The following is a 17,910-nucleotide window of genomic DNA, read 5'->3' on the forward strand; positions in this document are numbered from 1 at the left end:
CGCATGCGCCGTCGAAGTCTGCTCACCGCCGCTGGCGCTGCCGCGCTCACCGGCTGCGCCCGCGATGGCGGTGCGACCACGCTGCGCTTCTGGGCCATGGGACGCGAGAGCGAGGTCGTGGCCCAGCTGATGCCGGCCTTCGAGCGCGAACACCCAGGCTTGCGCGTCAAGGTCGAACAGCTGCCATGGACGGCGGCACATGAGAAGTTGCTGACGGCCTTCGCTGGCGACGCCACGCCCGACCTGGCCCAGGTCGGCAATACGTGGCTGCCTGAGATGCAGGCCCTTGGCGCGCTCGAGCCGTTGGAGCCCTGGCTGGCCCGCACGCCGGCGCTTGCAGCGGGTGACTACTTCGATGGCATCTGGGCGACCAACGCGCCCGGCGGCCAACGCGTGGGCCTGCCCTGGTATGTCGACACGCGGCTGATGTTCGTGCGCCAGGATCTGCTTGCGCGCGCCGGCATCCCGTCCATGCCCGAGAGCTGGGACGACTGGCGAGCAACCCTGGCCCGGCTGCGGCAGCAGGGCATGGACAAGCCGATCCTGCTTCCCACCAACGAGTCCGCGCCGTTGCTGGCCCTGGCCCTGCAGCAGCCTGACGAGGTGCTGCGGGACGGAGGCCGCTACGGCAACTTCTCGGGACCGGGCTTTCGCAAGGCGCTCGCCTTCTACCTGGAGCGCTTCCGGCGCGGCGAGGCACCCGGCGTCAGCGAGGTTCAGATCGGCAACCTCTGGCAGGAGTTCGGGCGCGGCCACTTCGCCTTCTATCTGTCGGGGCCTTGGGACATCGGTGAGTTCAAGCGCCGACTGCCGCCCGAACTGGGCACCGCGTGGATCACGGCCGAGCTGCCTGGCCCGGACGGTCCGGGCATGTCCATCGCCGGCGGCGCCAGCCTCGCGATGTTCAGGCGCTCGCATTACAAGGCCGAGGTCTGGGCGCTGATCAGCTATCTCAGCCGGCCCGAGGTACAGCTGGAGTTCTACCGTCTCACGGGCGACCTGCCGGCGCGGCGCAGCGCCTGGGCCTTGCCGCTGAACGGTGCGACGCTGGCCGAGGACCGTCACGCCGCCGCCTTCCACCGCCAGCTGCAGCGCGTGCGCGCGGCGCCGGCCGTTCCCGAGTGGGAGCGCATCGAGAAGGAGATGCAGCTGGCAGCCACGCGCGCGGTGCATGGCGTGACCGACCTGGACGCGACGGTGCGGGGGCTGGACTCCCTGGTCGACGGCATCCTCGAGAAGCGCCGCTGGATGCTGGAGCGGCACGGATGAAGCACAGCGGCCGCGAGTCCCTCGCCGCCTGGGCCTTCGCCGCCCCGGCACTGATTGTCATCGCGCTGTTCTTCGGCGTACCCGTCTTCGCCGGTCTGGCGCTGAGCCTGACCGACTTCGACATCTACGCGCTGGCCGATCCGCGCAACCTGCGCTGGCAGGGCTTGGACAACTATCTGCATGTGCTGGGCCTGCCGCTGTTCTGGAAGGCGCTGGGCAACACGCTCTACTTCGTCGTGCTGGGTGTGCCGCTGTCCATCGGTGTGTCGCTGGCCGCCGCAGTGCTGCTGCAGTCCAGGCTAGTGCGCTACAAGCCACTGCTGCGCACCGCCTTGTTCGCGCCCGTGGTGACGACGCTGGTGGCCGTGGCCGTCATCTGGCGCTACCTCTTCCATGTGAAGTACGGCCTGGTGAACTACACGCTGCAGTCCTTGGGCATCGACCCGGTGGACTGGCTAGGCGACCCGCACTGGTCCATGCCCACCATCATCCTGTTCGCAGCCTGGAAGAACTTCGGCGGCAACATGATCATCTTCATCGCCGCTTTGCAGGCCGTGCCCCGGGACCTCTACGAGGCCGCGCGGCTGGACGGCGCGCGCAGCTGGGCGCAGTTCCGCCACATCACGCTGGCGAGCATCGCGCCAACGCTGCTGATGGTCACCATCCTGACGACGGCGGGCTATTTCCAGCTCTTTGCTGAGCCCTATGTGATGACCCAGGGCGGGCCTTTGCAGAGCACCGTCAGTGTGCTCTACCTGATGTATGAGGAAGGCTTCAAGTGGTGGAACCTGGGGCTGGCCTCGGCCGTAGCCTTCGTGCTCTTCGTTGTCATCGTCATGGTCAGCAAGGGCCTGATCGCGCTGCAGCGGCGCTGGACGGGGGAGGGCGCATGAAACCCAAGGGGCTCCTCGTCAACGGCGTGCTGTGGGCATTCGCCGCGTTGGCAGCCTTTCCGCTGGTGTGGATGGTCTGCGTGTCGCTGATGCCGGCCGGCACCGCCCAGAGCCTGCCGCCGCCGCTGATCCCCAAGCACCCGACCCTGGAGCACTACCAGCAACTGCTGGGCGACGGCGGCCTCAAGCGCGCCTTCGTCAACAGCCTGGGGCTGGCGACCGTCAGTACGCTGGTTTCCGTGAGCTTCAACACACTGGCCGGCTACTCGTTCGCCAAGTTGCGCTTCCGCCATCGCGAGCGCGTGTTCGGCCTGCTGATCGCGGCGCTCGTCATCCCTGGCCAAGTCGCCATGCTGCCACTGTTCCTGATGCTCAAGGGCATGGGTCTGGTGAACACCTGGATGGGCGTGCTCATCCCCAGCATGGCCGGCATCTTCGGCATCTTCCTGGTGCGCCAGTACGCGCGAGGCGTACCCGACGAGCTGCTCGAGGCCGCGCGGCTGGACGGCGCCGGCGAGTGGCGCATCTTCTGGAACATCGTGCTGCCGACGCTCAAGCCCGTACTCGTCACGCTGGCGGTGTTCGCCTTCCTCGGCAGCTGGAACGACTTCATGTGGCCGCTGATCGTGCTGACCGATGGCGAAATGCACACACTGCCCGTCGCGCTGGCGGCGCTCTCACGGGAGCATGTGCAAGACAGCGAACTGATGATGGCCGGCGCCGTCATCACGGTGCTGCCGGTACTGGCCTTGTTCATCGCCCTGCAGCGCTACTACATGCAGGGCCTGCTGATGGGAAGTGTGAAGTGATCAAGGCCATTGCGTTGTCCCTGCTTTTGTCGATCCAGGCGGCTGGCGCCGCCATGCTCGACGACATGAGGGACGCGTCGCCGTGGAAGGCCACGGCTTCCGACCAGGTCAAGGCCAGCCTGCGCCGCGACGCCCGTGACGACAGCCTGTGCCTGGACTACGACTTCGCCGGCGTCTCCGGCTATGCGGTCATGCGCCGGGAGCTGCCGTTGCACTGGCCGGCCGAGTTCGCGCTGACGACTCGCCTCAAAGGCAAGGGCCGGGGCAACGACGTGCAGATCAAGTTCGTCGACGCCAGTGGCGACAACGTCTGGTGGATCAACCGACCGGCGCTGCCCTTGCCGGACGCGCTGACCGAGATGCGCTTCAAGCGCCGCCACGTCGCCTTCGCCTGGGGGCCGGCCGAGGATCGCGTGCTCAGACAGAGCCGTTTCGTCGAGTTCGTCGTCGTTGCCGGCCAGCAGGGAGGCGGGGCCGGGGAGCTCTGCGTCGGCGCACTCGCCATGGAGCCGCGCGCGCCGGCACCCAAGGCTTGGCCTGAACCCAGGCGCAAGCCCGGTGCAGGCGAAGTGACGCTGGACTACCAGCACCTGCGCGAATTCAACGGCCTGTGGTTCGTCCGCGGTTCGGCGCTGCGTGTCGAGGTGTCGGACGACAACCGGCGCTGGAAGCTGCTGTCTGCACACCCCGGCCGCGCCCTCTTCGTCGGCGAGCAGGAATGGCGCTGGATGCGGCTGCGCTATGAAGGCAGGAAGCCGCCGGAGGTCGAGCTGCGCGATGCCGCCCAATGGCCGGACCGCAACGCCGCTGTCGCCGAGATCGCCCGTTCCCTGCCGCGTGGGGACCTGCCGCGTGCCTTCATTGGCGAGCAGAACTACTGGACTGTCGTCGGCGTCGACGGCGGTGCCCAGCGCTCCGGCCTCGTCAGCGAAGACGGTGCCATCGAGCTGACACGTGGAGGCCCCAGCATCGAGCCGGCCGTGAGCCTGGCCGATGGCCGCCTCGTCACCTGGGCCCAGGCGCGTATCGAGCACGATCTCGTCGAACATGCGCTGCCTGTCGTGCAATGGCGCCATGCGGACGTCGAGCTGCGCGTGGAGGCCGGTGCCGACGGCCCTGCCAAGGCACCGCGGCTGCTGGCCCGCTACACGCTTCGCAATCCGACGGGGAAGACACAACGCTACGCGCTGCTGCTGGTACTGCGCCCTTGGCAGGTCAACCCGCCGCAGCAGTTCCTGTCGACCCCGGGTGGCGTCAGCCCGCTGCCGTCGCTCGCCTGGGCTGATGGCCGGCTCGCCGCGGAGGGCCTGGTGCTTCAGCCGCGTGAGACGCCCACGGAGATCCGCGCAGCGCCCTGGAACGCCGGCCCCGGTCTTGCGGCCCTGCTGCAGGCCGCGCCATTGACCCGGCTGGATGACGCCGAGGGAATGCCCTCGGCGCTGATGCGCTTCGATGTCGAACTTGCGCCCGGCGAGGCGCGCAGCCTGGGTTGGGCGACTGGCGGCGAGGCTGGTGCGCTGGACACCCGGCTGGCCATCGCCGCCGCGCAGTGGCGCGAGCGCCTTGGCACGCTGGAGTTGCGCCTCCCTCCTCAGGCCCAGCCCGTTGCCGACACCATGCGCAGCGCGCTGGCCCAGATCCTGATGTCCCGCGACGGCCCCGCTCTGCGACCCGGCACGCGCTCCTATGCCCGGTCCTGGGTACGCGACGGCGCCATGATGGTGGCCGGCCTGGTGCGCATGGGTGAGGCGCGGGCGGCTGCCGAGTTCGTCGACTGGTTCGGCGGCTACATCTTCGACAGCGGCAAGGTGCCTTGTTGCGTGGACCAGCGTGGCGCCGACCCCGTGGTCGAGAACGACAGCCACGGCCAGTATCTGTTTGCCGTTGCCGAGCTGTGGCGCCACACCCAGGACCGTGCGCTGCTGGAGCGCCACTGGCCTAGGGTGCAGCGCGTCATGGCCTGGATGGAGGGCCTGCGCCTGAGCGAACGTGCACCCGGCGCGGACCCGCGCTTCAAGGGGTTGATGCCGCCGTCCATCAGCCACGAGGGCTATTCCGACAAGCCGGCCTATTCCTACTGGGACGACTTCTGGGCGCTGCGCGGCTACAAGGATGCAGTGCACATCGCCCAGGCCATGGGTGACACCGCGCAAGCGGTCCGCTGGGCAGTGTCGCGTGACGAGTTCGAGGCCGATCTCGGCGCCTCGATCATGGCGACCGCCAGACACTACAAGCTCGACCACATCGCCGGTGCTGCCGACCGCGGCGACTTCGACGCCACGTCCACGACCATGGCACTCAACCCGGCGCAGGCCGGCGGGCTGGCACCGGACCTGCTGCGCGCCACCTTCGACCGCTACGTCGCAGAGGCCCAGGCCCGCATGGACGGCCGCAAGGCCTGGCGGGACTACACGCCCTACGAGCTGCGCAACGTCAGCGCGCTCGTGCGCCTGGGCCGCGTGGACGAGGCCCATCGGCTGCTGGCATGGTTCTTCGGCCATCAGCGCCCTGCGGGCTGGAACCAGTGGGCCGAGGTGGTGCTGCCTGATGCGCGCGAGCCCCGCTTCCTCGGCGACATGCCGCACGCCTGGGTCTCGTCAGACTACCTGCGCTCGGCGCTGGACTTGTTCGCGTATGAGACCGACACAGACCTGGTGCTAGGCGCCGGTCTGCCTGCGGGGTGGCGCCAGGCCGGCGACATCGGCGTGGCCGGCCTGTCCACGGCATGGGGCCGGCTGGACTACCGCCTGCTGCGACGCGCCGATGGTGGCTGGACGCTGCACATCGACCGTCGCCCTGAGCGTCTGTCGGGGGAGCTGCGCCTGGCCTGGTCCGGTACGGAGCGGTTACCGCGCGCTAACGTCGGAACTCAAGGGCTGCAATGGCAGGGCCGAGAGCTGTCCCTGCCCGCCCATGCCACGACCATCCAACTGGAGCCTACGCCATGACGATCACCCGCCGCCAGCTGCTGACGACGACACCGGTGCTGCTCAGTGCCTGCGCCGCCCTGCCGCCTGCGCCGCCGCAGGGACTGGCCGCGGGCGAGCAGCGCCCCTGGCAGCTCGAAGGAGTGCGTTTCTGGATCTGGCTGCCGCGCGAGTATGGCCAGCGAACAGAGGCCTGGCCGCTGCTGGTGTTCCTGCACGGCTCCGGCGAGCGTGGCACCGACATGGAGAAGGTCAAGGTCCATGGTCCGCCCAAACTCGTCGCGCAGGGTGCCGACTACCCTTGCATCGTCGTCAGCCCCCAGCTCGAGGACAACTTGCGCTGGGACCCGGAGCGGTTGCACAAGTTGCTCGCGGCATTGAAGGCCAGGCTGAACATCGACCCGCGGCGTTGCCTCGGCACGGGCCTTTCCCTCGGCGGTTTCGGCGTGTGGCAGTGGGCGTGCGCTCATCCGCGCGACCTTGCTGCCATCGCCCCCGTCTGCGGCTACGGCGACCCGGCCAAGGTCGCAGCCATGCGTGACGTGCCGGTGCGCGCCTATCACGGAGACCAAGACAGTGTCGTGCCGCTGGCTCCTCACGCCGCATGCGTCGAAGCCCTGCGCGCCGCGGGCGGCACAGCGTCGCTGACCATCTACCCTGGCGTGGGCCACGATTCGTGGACGCCTGCCTACAACGACCGCGAACTGCTGCCCTGGCTGCTGGCGCAGAAACAGACATGACTCCGCACCTGATCCGCAACGACGCCGGCCTCGAAGCCGAGCTGCTGTCCCACGGCGCACTGCGCCGCCTGATGTTCGGGCCGGCGCTGATGGTCAACCTCTTCCCGGGCAACGAGCTGGAGGGAGGGCCGGCCAACGTCTGGTTGCGCCGGCGCGATGCAGGTGGGGCCTGGCGCGTTGCACCCCTGCTCGGCCCGCGGTCGCCGCTGGGCGTGCATGCCGACGAAGGCGCCTTCGAGATGCGCGGTGACTGGGACGGCCTGACCCTGCGTCTGCAACTGCGCCTGGCGGCCAACGACGCCGTGGTGTTCTGGCACCTGATGGTGGACAACACCTCGGCTGTGGCTTGCGAGATCGCACCGGTGCTGGTGCAGGACATCGGCCTGGCCGACTACGGCACCGTGCGCACCAATGAGTTCTACGTCAGCCACTACATCGACCTGCAGCCGCTGCAGCACGAGGAGCGGGGCGTGCTGCTGGCCGCGCGACAGAACCAGGCTCAGCGCGGTCAGCACCCCTGGCTGCTGGCTGGTTCGCTGCGGCGGGCCGAGGCCTTCGCGACCGATGCGGTCCAGGTCTGGGGGCATGCGGCCCGCGAAGGCGCCACGCCGCCCGCGCTGCTGGCCGGCCTGCCAGGCCAGCGCATACAGCAGGAGCATGCCATCGTTGCGTTGCAGGACGAGGGCGTCGTCCTTGCGCCCGGCGAAGGCATGGCGGCCGGTTTCTTCCTCGCACTGCAGTCCCATCATGCGCAGGCCAGTGGCGCCGACGACCTGGCATGGCTGCCTGAGCTGCTGGCGCTGCCCGAGGCACGGCTTGGCGCACCGCTCGACGTATCGGGTCACGTGCCGGAACCCAGCCTCTTCGCCAGCGCGCCACTGCTGGCCAGCCTCGATCTCGACGCCGAGCAGCGACGCCAGCTCTTTGCCGGCGGGCACCGCCACGAGGAATGGCAGGACGGCCAGTTGCTGAGCTTCTTCGCGGGTGAGACGGCCCATGTGGTGCTGCGTGCGAAGGAGCTGCTCGTGCAGCGTCCGCACGGCCACATCCTGCGCAGCGGTGGCCACCTCGTGCCTGACGAGAGCGCGGTGACCTCGACCTGCTGGATGGACGGCGTCTTCCATTCAATGCTGACCCAGGGCCACGTCAGCATCAATCGCCTGTTGTCCACGCAGCGCAGCCTGCTGGGCCTGTTCCGCACGGCTGGCCTGCGACTGTTCGTGCGTGCCGAGGGCGGTGACTGGCGACTGCTCGGCCTGCCGTCCGCCTTCGAGATGCAGCCGCAACGCTGCCGCTGGCTGTATGCCCATGAAGGTGGCCTCATCGAAGTCGTCTCCGAGGCGGGCGCCGTGCCAACGGCCATGGGGCTGGCGCTGCGCGTCCTGCAGGGCGGTCCGCTGCACCTGCGCGCCAGCCTGAATCTCGCGCTGGGAGGCGATGATGGCGCTGCGCCACTCAAGCCCCGATGGGTCCGCAGCGGCGACCGCCTGAGCCTGAGCCCGCCCGCGGGCAGCGAGCTTGCCCAGCGTTTTCCCGACGGGGGCTTCGGCCTCGACGTGCCAGGCCTCGTCATCGTCGGGGATGACGGCCGCTTGTTCGCGGACGGCGCCAGCCGCGGCGAGCCGCTGCTCTGCCTGGACTTCGCGCCGGACCGTGCCTTCGCATTGACGCTGCATGGCGAGCTGCTGCAGACCGTTCCACCCGCTGCGCAGCCGCTGGCGTTGCCCCGGTGGCAACCGGCTCGACCGGCGCTTGCGCAGCTCGCGGACATCCTGCCCTGGTACGCCCACAACGCCCTGGTGCACTACTTGTCGCCGCGCGGGCTGGAGCAGTACTCCGGCGGGGGCTGGGGCACGCGCGACGTCTGCCAGGGGCCGCTGGAGATGCTGCTGGCCCTGGGCCAGACAGCGCCGGTGCGGGACCTGCTGGTGCGCGTCTTCAGCGCGCAGAACCCCGATGGCGACTGGCCGCAGTGGTTCATGTTCTTCGAGCGCGAAGCCGGCATCCGCGCTGGCGATTCCCACGGCGACATCGTCTTCTGGCCGCTGCTCGGCCTGGCCCAGTACCTGATCGCCAGCGGTGACGCCGGGCTGCTTGAGGAGGTGCTGCCCTTCCATGGCGGCGAGACGGCGACGCTGGCTGTTCATGTCGAGCGGGCGCTGGGCCTGATCCGCCAGCGCGTCGTGCCCGGGACTGGGTTGGCGGCCTACTGGCATGGTGACTGGAACGATTCGCTGCAGCCTGCCGACCCGGCACTGCGCGAGCGGCTGTGCAGCGCCTGGACCGTCACGCTGCATCACCAGATGCTGCACACCCTGGCCACGGCCCTTGCCCGAATCGGGCGGGCCGACCAGGCCGTCGCGCTGACGGCCGAGGCCATGGGCGTGCGCGCCGAGTTCCAGCGCCTGCTGGTGCAGGACGATGTCGTCGCCGGTTATGCCCTTTTCCCCGTGCAGGGCGAGCGCGAGCTGTGGATCCACCCGCGCGACACCCGCACCGGCCTGCGCTACAGCCTGCTGCCGATGATGCATGCGGTGCTGGACAGCCTGCTCACGCCCGAGCAGGCCGACACGCAGGCTGCGCTGATCGAGCGGCACCTCAAGGGCCCCGATGGCGCCAGGCTGTTCGACGCACCGCTGCCTTACCGCGGCGGCCCGTCCAGGCTCTTCCAGCGCGCCGAGACCAGCAGCTTCTTCGGTCGCGAGATCGGCATCATGTACATGCATGCCCATCTGCGCTACGCCCAGATGTTGGCCCATCTCGGCCGGGCCGAGGCCTTCTTGCAGGCGCTGACGCTGGCCCATCCGATCGCGCTCGCCGACCGCGTGCCCAGCGCCAGCCTGCGCCAGGCCAACTGCTACTACTCCAGCTCCGATGCCGCCTTCGCCGACCGCTACGAGGCCCAGACGCGCTACGGCCGCGCGCTGGCCGGGGAGGTGCAGCTCGATGGCGGCTGGCGCATCTACTCCAGCGGTCCGGGCATCGCCCTTGGGCTGGTGATCTCGTCGCTGTTGGGCCTGCGGCTGGAGCGCGAGGCGCTGGTCGTCGACCCCGTCATGCCAACGGTGCTGGACGGCCTGCTTGTGCACATCCAGCTCGCGGACCTGCGCCTTGAGTTGAGCTACCGTGTCGGGCCGCGCGGCCATGGCGTTGAGCGCGTGCTCGACGAGTCGGGTGCCGAACTGCGGGCCGAGCGCCGCCCGCATGCCTACCGCGTGGGCGCTTTGGCGCTCGCGCGTCCGGCGCCGGGCGGCATCTGCCGCTGGACGATCGAAGTGGGCTGAGTCAGCCCTTGCGGCGACGGCGGGCGGCGGCAGCTATCAGAGCTGCCGCGCCTAGGCCGAACAGCGCCGAGGATGCGGGCTCGGGCACGGCCTGGTACATGACGTCGAACGAGCCGACGTTGTCGTAGTAGTAGCCGGCCGCGGCATTGAAGCCGTAGGCGTCGGCGATGCCCAGCACCAGCGCGCCGGCGCCGTCGGGGATATGGAAGACCTGGGGGGCTCCTGCACCAGTGCCGGTCAGGCCATCGCCGATGAAGAACACCTGGCGCAGGTTGGGGGCATAGGAGGCCTGCGCGTAGTCCGCCGTGCCGGCGTACGACAGTCCGCCCGGCGCGGCCAGGCCGGAGATGTCGCCAGCCTCGATGAACACGCCCACCAGGAAGCCCGACAGCGGGCCGCTGTAGCCGGAGATCGGGCCGACCGCCGGGATCTGGGTGCTGCCAGAGAAGAGGCCGCCGTCGGGGCCGTTGTTCAAGCTGCCGCCCCAGCCCGCGATGCCGCTCGCCGCAAAGGTGATGGTGCGCCCGGTGCCGGCGTTCAGCGCAATGACGGGCGCCAGCACGCCACCACCGCCACCACCGGGGGCTGGCGTGCCGACGCCATAGCCGAAGATGTTGGCCTGGGCATCAACGGCCAGGTTGCCTGACTGGGCCTGAGCTGCGAGCGGCGTGGCAGTCAACAAGACGGTTGCGAGGGCAGCTGTGAGCGACTTCATGGGTTCCTTCCTTGGCTTGTCGGGCGGCGCGCAGCCGCCCGCGGACTGCGCGCATTGGAGCCTTCGTGGTCATTGCCGGCCATCCCACGGAACGGGTGGTCAGTAAATGTCCGGTTTAGGCGATTCGCATCGGAATGGTCACCGGACCGTCGTTGACAAGGTGGACCTGCATGTCGGCGCCGAACTCGCCGTTGGCTACGACCGGGTGCAGGCTGCGCGCGACCGCCAGCGTGTGCTCGTAGAGCCGTCGCCCGAGTTCGGCCGGGGCGGCGCCCGAGAAGCTGGGCCGGTTGCCGCCACTGGTGTCCGCCGCGAGCGTGAACTGGCTGACGATGAGCAGGCCGCCGCCAACCTCCTGCACGCTGCGGTTCATCTTGCCAGCGTCGTCGCTGAAGACACGCAGCTTCAGCACCTTGGCGACGAGCTTTTCTGCCGTGGCCTCGCTGTCCGTCGGCTCGGCGCAGACCAACATCAGCAAGCCGTGGCCGATGCGGCCGACGACCTGGTCGGCCACCTCGACGCGTGCCTGCCCCACTCGTTGCAGCAGCGCGATCACAGCAGGTCCTTTGGATCGTCGAAATGAGCCTCGACATCCATGGGCAGCAGTTGGATGCTGGCGCGCAGGCCGGGCACGGCGCTCATCAACGCCTGCTCGACCGAGGCACGCAGCGCGGCGGCGCGGCCAAGCGTCCAGCTCGAAGGCATGTGCATGTGCAGGTCGACGAAGCGGCGCTGGCCGGCGACGCGGCTGGTGACGTGGTCGAAGCGGATGGTGTGCGGGTGGCGGAATCCGTCCAGCACGGCCTCGACGCGAGCCTGGGACTCGGTGTCCAGCGCCTCGTCCATCAGGCCGCGCGTGGACTCGCGCATCAGGTGCACACCCTCGCGCAGGATGTTGAGCGCCACCATCACGGCCAGCAGAGGGTCCAGCCATTGCCAGCCGGTCGCCATGACGCCCAGCAGGCCGACGACGACGCCGACCGATGTCCAGACATCGGTGAAGAGGTGGCGGGCGTCGCCTTCCAGCGCGATGGAGCGCACCTCGCGGGCCTTGCGAAGCATGGCCCAGGCCAGCGCGCCGTTGAGCGCCGAGCTGACGACCGCCAGCGCTACGCCCAGGCCCACGGCGTGCAGTGGCTCCGGGTGACGCCAGCGGTCGATGGCTCCCCACAGGATGCCCAGCGCCGCCGCGATGATGAGGATGCCCTCGAAGCCGCTGGAGAAGTACTCGGCCTTGTGGTGGCCATAGGGATGCTCGGCATCCGGCGGCTGGGCCGCCAGTGTGACCATCGCCAGCGCGAACACGGCGCCGGCCAGGTTGACCAGCGATTCGAGGGCGTCTGCGGCCAGGCTGACTGAGCCGGTCCACCACCAGGCCGCCGTCTTCAGGACGATGGTCACGACCGCGGTCGCGACGGAAAGCTTGAGATAGGCACTGGCTTGCATGGCGCCGCATTTTGACCCGCGCACCCTTCCTAGAATGCGTCGCATTCCATCGGAGCCCGAGCATGACCACCGCCCTCACCACCGACGTCTCCCACATTGCCCCGCGCGACAAGGCCGAGATCCTTTCGCAAGCGCTGCCCTACATCCGCAAGTTCCACGGCAAGACCATCGTCATCAAGTACGGCGGCAATGCCATGACCGACCCTGAGCTGCAGCAAGACTTTGCCGAGGACGTGGTGCTGCTCAAGCTGGTTGGCCTGAACCCCGTCGTCGTGCACGGTGGTGGGCCGCAGATCGAGGACGCGCTCAACAAGCTGGGCAAGAAGGGCCAATTCATCCAGGGCATGCGCGTGACTGACGCTGAGACCATGGGCGTCGTTGAATGGGTGCTTGCCGGCGAGGTGCAGCAGGACATCGTCGGGCTGATCAACGCCGCCGGCGGCAAGGCCGTAGGCCTGACGGGCCGCGACGGCGGCATGATCCGCGCCAAGCAGCTCAAGATGATCGACAAGGACGATCCGGCCAAGGAGCACGACATCGGCCAGGTCGGCGACATCGTCTCCATCGACCCCAGCGTCGTGAAGGCGCTGCAGGATGACCAGTTCATCCCCGTCGTCAGCCCCATCGGCTTTGGCGAGAGCAACGAGAGCTACAACATCAATGCCGACGTGGTGGCAGCCAAGCTGGCCACCGTGCTGCAGGCCGAGAAGCTCTTGATGCTGACAAACATCCGCGGCGTGCTGGACAAGCAGGGCGAGCTGCTGACAGAGCTGACGCCGCGCCGCATTGACGAGCTGGTGGCAGATGGCACCATTAGCGGCGGCATGATCCCCAAGATCGCCGGCGCCATCGATGCGGCCAAGAGCGGCGTCAACGCGGTCCACATCATCGACGGCCGTGTGCCGCATGCGATGCTGCTGGAGGTGCTGACGGATCAGGCCTACGGAACGATGATTTCGTCTCGATGAGAAACGACCGGGTCTGGCTGTTCGACCTCGACGACACCCTGCACAACGCCTCGCATCGCGCATTCACCGAACTGAACGCGTCGATGACGGCCTACATCGAGACGCACCTGGGGCTCTCCACGGACGAGGCCGTCGCGTTGCGTCACCGCTACTGGACGCGCTACGGCGCGACGCTGACCGGCCTGCAGCGCCATCACAGCGTCAAGGCCGCGCATTTCCTGCATGAGACGCACCGCCTGCCGGGGCTGGAGGAGCATCTGCACGGCCATGCCCATGACCTGGCCGCCCTGCGCCGCCTGCCCGGGCGCAAATTCCTGATGACGAACGCGCCGCTGGCCTATGCCGAACGGGTGCTGGCGGCCATCGGGCTGCTGGGCGTCTTCGATGGCCTGGTCTGCATCGAGGACATGAGCTGCTTCGGCCAGTCCCGCCCAAAGCCGGACGCGCGCATGTTCCGCATGGTGCTGGCGAGGCTCAAGCTCAGGCCCGAGCGCTGCATCCTCGTCGAGGATACGCTGATCCACCAGAAGACTGCCCGCGGCCTGGGCCTGTCCACCGTCTGGATGCAGCGGTGGTTGCGCCGGGCGGGTGCCGCCCGCCTGCACCGGCGGCCTGTCTACGTGAGCCGGCGCGTGCGTTCGCTGGCGGCTTTGCTACGCTCCCCCCAGTTCTGAAGGATGGTGCGCGCGGGCAGCGGCTATCCTCGGTCGACAATGCGAACCCCGCGTTAGGAAAGCCCACAGAGCCCATGTCCCCGTTCTCGGTCCTGATCGTCGAAGACCAAGCCCGCTTCCGGGAGGCCTTCACGCATGCGCTGGGCAGCGTGCCCGACATCGAGTTGCTGGGCATCGCGCCTGATCTGCCCCAGGGGCGGCGCATGTTCGACCAGCTGCAGCCCGACGTGCTGCTGGTGGACCTGGACCTGCCAGGCGGCAGTGGCATTGAGCTGATCCGCCATGCGGCCCAGACGAGGCCGCAGTGCGAGGTCATGGTGATTTCAGTGTTCGGCGACGAGCAGCATGTCGTCGCCAGCATCGAGGCTGGCGCCACCGGCTACCTGCTCAAGGACAGTCTGGCGCTGGACCTGCCCGGCCAGCTGCGTTCGCTGCGTGCCGGCGGCAGCCCCATCAGTCCCGTCATCGCCCGCCGCCTGCTGGTGCGGCTTGCGCCCGGCGCGCAGGGGGCGACCGGCCCCTCGCCGGAGGCCATGGCCGCCACGCTCGCCGACGAGGAGGTTGTCGCGCTGTCCGAGCAGGAATCGCGCGTGCTGCATTTGGCGGCCAAGGGCTTCACCTTTGACGAGATCGCGCAGTTCATGCAGGTCTCGCCGCATACGGTCATGACCTACGTCAAGCGGGTCTACCGCAAGCTGCATGTCCGCTCGAAGGTGGAAGCCATCTACGAAGCGCGCCGCCTGGGCTGGCTGCGGGATTAGCATCCGCCGCCATGGACGCCGACCAGCCCGCCGCCGACAGCCCCAGTTCCGCCCCCAAGAAGCGCCCCAAGCCGGGTGAGCGCCGCACCCAGATCCTGCAGGTGCTGGCGGGCATGCTGGAGCAGCCGGGCGCCGACCGCATCACGACGGCGGCGCTTGCCGCCAAGCTTGATGTCAGTGAGGCCGCCCTCTACCGCCACTTTGCCAGCAAGGCGCAGATGTTCGAAGCGCTGATCGACTTCATCGAGAGCAGCGTCTTTGGCCTGGTCAACCAGATCGTCGAGAACCCCAACCCCCTGCCGCCGCCGGGCAAGGCGGCGCGCATCGCCAGCGTCATCCTGCAGTTTGGCGAGAAGAACCCCGGCATGACGCGCGTCATGGTGGGAGATGCCCTGGTCTACGAGAACGAGCGGTTGGTCGCACGCATGAATCAGTTCTTCGACCGCATCGAATCCTCGCTGCGTCAGGTTCTGCGCACGGCGGCCGAGGCCCAAGGCTCTCTGACGCCCACCGTGCACGCCAACGCGCAGGCCTCGGTCTGGGCCAGCTTCATCATCGGACGCCTGCAGCGCTATGCGCGCTCTGGGTTCAGGAGGCTGCCGACGGAGCAGCTGGAAGCGTCGCTCAAGAGCATCGGCTAACTACACTGGCGGCATGTCTGCCGCACTGGAATCCCTGTTGAACCGTGCCGAGGAGGTGCTGAGCCGACTCGAAGCGGTCCTGCCCCATCCTGCCGCGCCGCCCGATTGGGCCGCATCCACCGCCTTCCGTGCCCGACGCCGCCATGGCTCGCTGTGCCTGGAGCCAGTACGTGCCGTCAGCCGTATCTCCTTGTCAGACTTGAAGGAAGTCGAGCCGCAGAAGGAGAAGCTTCTGCGCAACACGGTCCAATTCGTGGCTGGCCGGCCGGCCAACAATGTGTTGCTGACGGGAGCAAAGGGCACCGGCAAGAGCTCACTGATCAAGGCCGTACTGAACGAATTTTCGGGACGTGGCCTGCGCCTCGTGGAGGTCGACAAGGCGGATCTCGTGGACCTGCCGGACCTCATCGAGCAGGTTGCTGCGCGTCCTGAGCGCTTCGTCGTTTTCTGCGACGACTTGAGCTTCGACGAAGGCGAGGCCAGCTACAAGGCGCTGAAGAGCATCCTCGACGGTTCCGTCGCTGCAGCCAGCGACAACGTGCTGATCTACGCCACCAGCAACCGTCGCCACCTGCTGCCCGAGAAGATGGTCGACAACCTCGGCGGCACCCATGGTGAACATGGCGAGATCCACCCCGGCGAGGCGGTGGAGGAGAAGATCTCGCTGTCCGAGCGCTTCGGGCTTTGGATCAGCTTCTACCCTTTCAGCCAGAACGAGTACCTGGCCATCGTGGCGCAGTGGCTGCGCCATTTCGGGCTGGACGACGCCGCCATCGAGGCCGCGCGTCAGCCGGCACTGATCTGGGCGCTGGAGCGCGGCTCCCGTTCCGGTCGCGTGGCCTTCCAGTTCGCGCGTGATCTGGCGGGGCGGGTGGAATGAGCGAGCGTCCGATCACCGAGGTGGCCGTTGGCGTGCTGGTACGTGCGGATGGCCAGTTCCTGCTCACCTCGCGCCCCGAGGGCAAGGTCTACGCCGGCTACTGGGAGTTTCCTGGTGGCAAGGTCGAGGCGGGCGAGACCGTCGAGCAGGCGCTGGCGCGCGAGCTGCAGGAAGAGCTTGGCATCCAGATCGGTGCGGCCCAGCCATGGAAGACGGAGATCTTCGACTACCCCCATGCGCTGGTGCGGCTGAACTTCTGCAAGGTCTTCGACTGGAGTGGCGAGTTCCAGATGCTGGAAGGCCAGCAGATGGCTTGGGCCAGCCTGCCGGTGCAGGTCAGGCCTGTGCTGCCTGGCACGGTGCCCGTGCTGAACTGGTTTGCCCAGGAACGCGGCCATGTCGGCGCCACTCACCTAGACTGAAACCATGCGCAACTGGTTGGACGAGGTCAAATGGGACGACAAGGGCCTGGTGCCTGTCATCGCCCAGGAGCAGGGTACGGGCGACGTGCTGATGTTTGCGTGGATGAATCGTGAGGCGCTGTCGCTGACGGCCGAGCGCGGTCAAGCCGTCTACTGGAGCCGCTCGCGCAACAAGCTCTGGCACAAGGGCGAGGAGAGCGGCCATTTCCAGCAGGTGCACGCCATCCGCATGGATTGCGACAACGACGTCGTGCTGCTGACCATCACCCAGCTCGGCCACGAGCCTGGCATTGCCTGCCACACCGGCCGGCACAGCTGCTTCTTCCAGAAGCTGGAGAACGGCGTCTGGAGCGCAATCGAGCCGGTGCTGAAAGACCCCGCGAAGATCTATGAGTGACGAAATCCTCTCCCGCGTCGGTGCGGTCATCGAATCCCGCAAGGGTGCCGACCCCGCGACCAGCTACGTCGCCAAGCTGTTCGACAAGGGCCTTGATGCGATCCTGAAGAAGGTCGGCGAGGAAGCTACCGAGACCGTCATGGCGGCCAAGGACGGCGACCCGCGCAAGGTCGTCTACGAGGTGGCGGACCTGTGGTTCCACAGCATGGTCGCGCTGGCCCACTTCGGCCTGAAGCCCGAGGACGTGCTGGCCGAGCTGGCCCGTCGCGAAGGACTGTCCGGCCTGGCCGAGTTCGCCTCGCGCAAGCAGGATTGATCCAAGACGAGGAGTCGCCATGCAGGACGGAAGTCTCGAGGTACAGCCGGTCGACGGCCAGCAATTGCAAAGCCTGCGCCAGCTGACGCTGGCGGTCTACGTGCTCTACGCCGTAGGCATCTTCACCGGGCTGCCGGCGCTCATCGCCATCATCATCAACCACGTCAAGTACGGCGATACGGCAGGCACCCTCTACCAGAGCCACTTCCGCTGGCAGATCCGCAGCTTCTGGTGGGGGCTGGTCTGGGCCTGCGTGGGCTGGGCGACGGCCGTCTTTGGCGTGGGCCTGGCCGTGCTGGCGTTGAACTGGTGCTGGCTGGTCTACCGCCTCGTGCGCGGCTTCCTGAACTGGAACGACGGCAAATCCATGCCGGTCTGAAAGGTAATCCAACGTGTTCCACGACCCGAACTGCATCTTCTGCAAGATCGTCGCCGGCCAGATCCCGAGCAAGAAGGCCTATGAGGACGAGGACATCCTCGCCTTCCACGACATCCAGCCCTGGGCCCCCGTCCATGTCCTCATCATCCCCAAGCGCCATATCGCCTCCATGGCTGATGTGACCGAGGCAGAGGCGGCGCTGCTGGGCCGCATGACGGCGCTGGGGCCGCGGCTGATGAAGGAGCTGGGCGTGACCAACGGTTTCCGCCACGTCATCAACACCGGGCCGGACGGCGGGCAGGAGGTGTATCACCTGCATCTGCATGTGATGGGCGGGCCGCGTCCGTGGTTGAAAGGCTGACGGCCGCCCCTCACCTAGAATTTGAGCC

At 68.2% G+C, this 17,910-nt stretch carries 19 protein-coding genes; 16 read left to right on the forward strand and 3 right to left on the reverse strand.

Annotated elements, in window-relative coordinates; all coding sequences use genetic code 11:
* Positions 1–3 precede the first annotated feature (3 nt).
* The 6 genes from QM732_RS01130 to QM732_RS01155 are packed head-to-tail and all read left to right on the forward strand — an operon-like array spanning position 4 to position 9,922.
* Positions 4–1,269 (forward strand): sugar ABC transporter substrate-binding protein, encoded by a 1,266-nt coding sequence (locus QM732_RS01130; protein ID WP_415654379.1) that lies wholly within the window; start codon positions 4–6, stop codon positions 1,267–1,269.
* Positions 1,266–2,162, forward strand: coding sequence for a carbohydrate ABC transporter permease (locus QM732_RS01135; protein ID WP_415654380.1), 897 nt, complete (start codon positions 1,266–1,268; stop codon positions 2,160–2,162). Before QM732_RS01130 ends, QM732_RS01135 begins: the two co-directional genes overlap by 4 nt.
* The gene (locus QM732_RS01140) at positions 2,159–2,971 is read left to right on the forward strand and encodes a carbohydrate ABC transporter permease (RefSeq protein WP_415654381.1); all 813 of its coding nucleotides are present in this window, start codon (positions 2,159–2,161) and stop codon (positions 2,969–2,971) included. The genes QM732_RS01135 and QM732_RS01140 overlap by 4 nt, the downstream gene beginning before the upstream one ends.
* Positions 2,968–5,919, forward strand: a complete 2,952-nt coding sequence (locus QM732_RS01145; protein ID WP_415654382.1) for a hypothetical protein — start codon at positions 2,968–2,970, stop codon at positions 5,917–5,919. Before QM732_RS01140 ends, QM732_RS01145 begins: the two co-directional genes overlap by 4 nt.
* Positions 5,916–6,638 (forward strand): dienelactone hydrolase family protein, encoded by a 723-nt coding sequence (locus tag QM732_RS01150; RefSeq protein ID WP_415654383.1) that lies wholly within the window; start codon positions 5,916–5,918, stop codon positions 6,636–6,638. Before QM732_RS01145 ends, QM732_RS01150 begins: the two co-directional genes overlap by 4 nt.
* Positions 6,635–9,922: a hypothetical protein gene (locus QM732_RS01155; RefSeq protein WP_415654384.1), complete on the forward strand. Its 3,288-nt coding sequence runs from the start codon at positions 6,635–6,637 to the stop codon at positions 9,920–9,922. The genes QM732_RS01150 and QM732_RS01155 overlap by 4 nt, the downstream gene beginning before the upstream one ends.
* Position 9,923: 1 nt before the next feature.
* On the opposite strand, the gene QM732_RS01160 is transcribed toward QM732_RS01155, so the two are convergent.
* From QM732_RS01160 to QM732_RS01170, 3 genes are all read right to left on the reverse strand, one after another.
* The gene (locus tag QM732_RS01160) at positions 9,924–10,637 is read right to left on the reverse strand and encodes a PEP-CTERM sorting domain-containing protein (RefSeq protein ID WP_415654385.1); all 714 of its coding nucleotides are present in this window, start codon (positions 10,635–10,637) and stop codon (positions 9,924–9,926) included.
* Positions 10,638–10,752: 115 nt separating this feature from the next.
* Positions 10,753–11,193: a D-aminoacyl-tRNA deacylase gene (gene dtd, locus QM732_RS01165; RefSeq protein WP_415654386.1), complete on the reverse strand. Its 441-nt coding sequence runs from the start codon at positions 11,191–11,193 to the stop codon at positions 10,753–10,755.
* Complete coding sequence (locus QM732_RS01170) at positions 11,190–12,083, reverse strand: cation diffusion facilitator family transporter (RefSeq protein ID WP_415654387.1); 894 nt, start codon at positions 12,081–12,083, stop codon at positions 11,190–11,192. Before QM732_RS01170 ends, dtd begins: the two co-directional genes overlap by 4 nt.
* Positions 12,084–12,145: 62 nt before the next feature.
* Here QM732_RS01170 and argB point away from each other — a divergent pair, with 62 nt between their 5' ends.
* The 10 genes from argB to QM732_RS01220 all read left to right on the forward strand — a co-directional run bounded on the left by argB (position 12,146) and on the right by QM732_RS01220 (position 17,882).
* The gene (argB, locus tag QM732_RS01175) at positions 12,146–13,051 is read left to right on the forward strand and encodes an acetylglutamate kinase (RefSeq protein ID WP_415654388.1); all 906 of its coding nucleotides are present in this window, start codon (positions 12,146–12,148) and stop codon (positions 13,049–13,051) included.
* Complete coding sequence (locus QM732_RS01180; protein WP_415654389.1) at positions 13,048–13,725, forward strand: pyrimidine 5'-nucleotidase; 678 nt, start codon at positions 13,048–13,050, stop codon at positions 13,723–13,725. Before argB ends, QM732_RS01180 begins: the two co-directional genes overlap by 4 nt.
* A 74-nt stretch (positions 13,726–13,799) precedes the next feature.
* Positions 13,800–14,486 (forward strand): response regulator, encoded by a 687-nt coding sequence (locus tag QM732_RS01185; protein ID WP_293504982.1) that lies wholly within the window; start codon positions 13,800–13,802, stop codon positions 14,484–14,486.
* 11 nt (positions 14,487–14,497) lie between these two features.
* A complete protein-coding gene (gene slmA / locus QM732_RS01190; RefSeq protein ID WP_415654390.1) occupies positions 14,498–15,127 on the forward strand; it encodes a nucleoid occlusion factor SlmA in 630 nt (209 codons plus the stop codon).
* A gap of 13 nt (positions 15,128–15,140) precedes the next feature.
* On the forward strand, positions 15,141–16,007 hold the full coding sequence (locus QM732_RS01195; protein ID WP_415654391.1) for an ATP-binding protein: 867 nt from the start codon (positions 15,141–15,143) through the stop codon (positions 16,005–16,007).
* Positions 16,004–16,429 carry an NUDIX domain-containing protein gene (locus QM732_RS01200; RefSeq protein WP_415654392.1) on the forward strand — a complete coding sequence of 142 codons (426 nt, stop codon included), beginning with the start codon at positions 16,004–16,006 and terminating at the stop codon, positions 16,427–16,429. The genes QM732_RS01195 and QM732_RS01200 overlap by 4 nt, the downstream gene beginning before the upstream one ends.
* Before the next feature lie 4 nt (positions 16,430–16,433).
* On the forward strand, positions 16,434–16,826 hold the full coding sequence (hisI, locus tag QM732_RS01205; protein WP_415654393.1) for a phosphoribosyl-AMP cyclohydrolase: 393 nt from the start codon (positions 16,434–16,436) through the stop codon (positions 16,824–16,826).
* A complete protein-coding gene (locus tag QM732_RS01210; RefSeq protein ID WP_415654394.1) occupies positions 16,819–17,142 on the forward strand; it encodes a phosphoribosyl-ATP diphosphatase in 324 nt (107 codons plus the stop codon). Before hisI ends, QM732_RS01210 begins: the two co-directional genes overlap by 8 nt.
* Positions 17,143–17,161: 19 nt before the next feature.
* Positions 17,162–17,521, forward strand: a complete 360-nt coding sequence (locus tag QM732_RS01215; RefSeq protein WP_415654395.1) for a DUF4870 family protein — start codon at positions 17,162–17,164, stop codon at positions 17,519–17,521.
* 13 nt (positions 17,522–17,534) lie between these two features.
* The gene (locus QM732_RS01220) at positions 17,535–17,882 is read left to right on the forward strand and encodes a histidine triad nucleotide-binding protein (protein WP_415654396.1); all 348 of its coding nucleotides are present in this window, start codon (positions 17,535–17,537) and stop codon (positions 17,880–17,882) included.
* Positions 17,883–17,910 lie beyond the last annotated feature (28 nt).

This window comes from Roseateles sp., from assembly GCF_047654805.1.
Classification (GTDB): Bacteria; Pseudomonadota; Gammaproteobacteria; order Burkholderiales; family Burkholderiaceae_C; genus Pelomonas.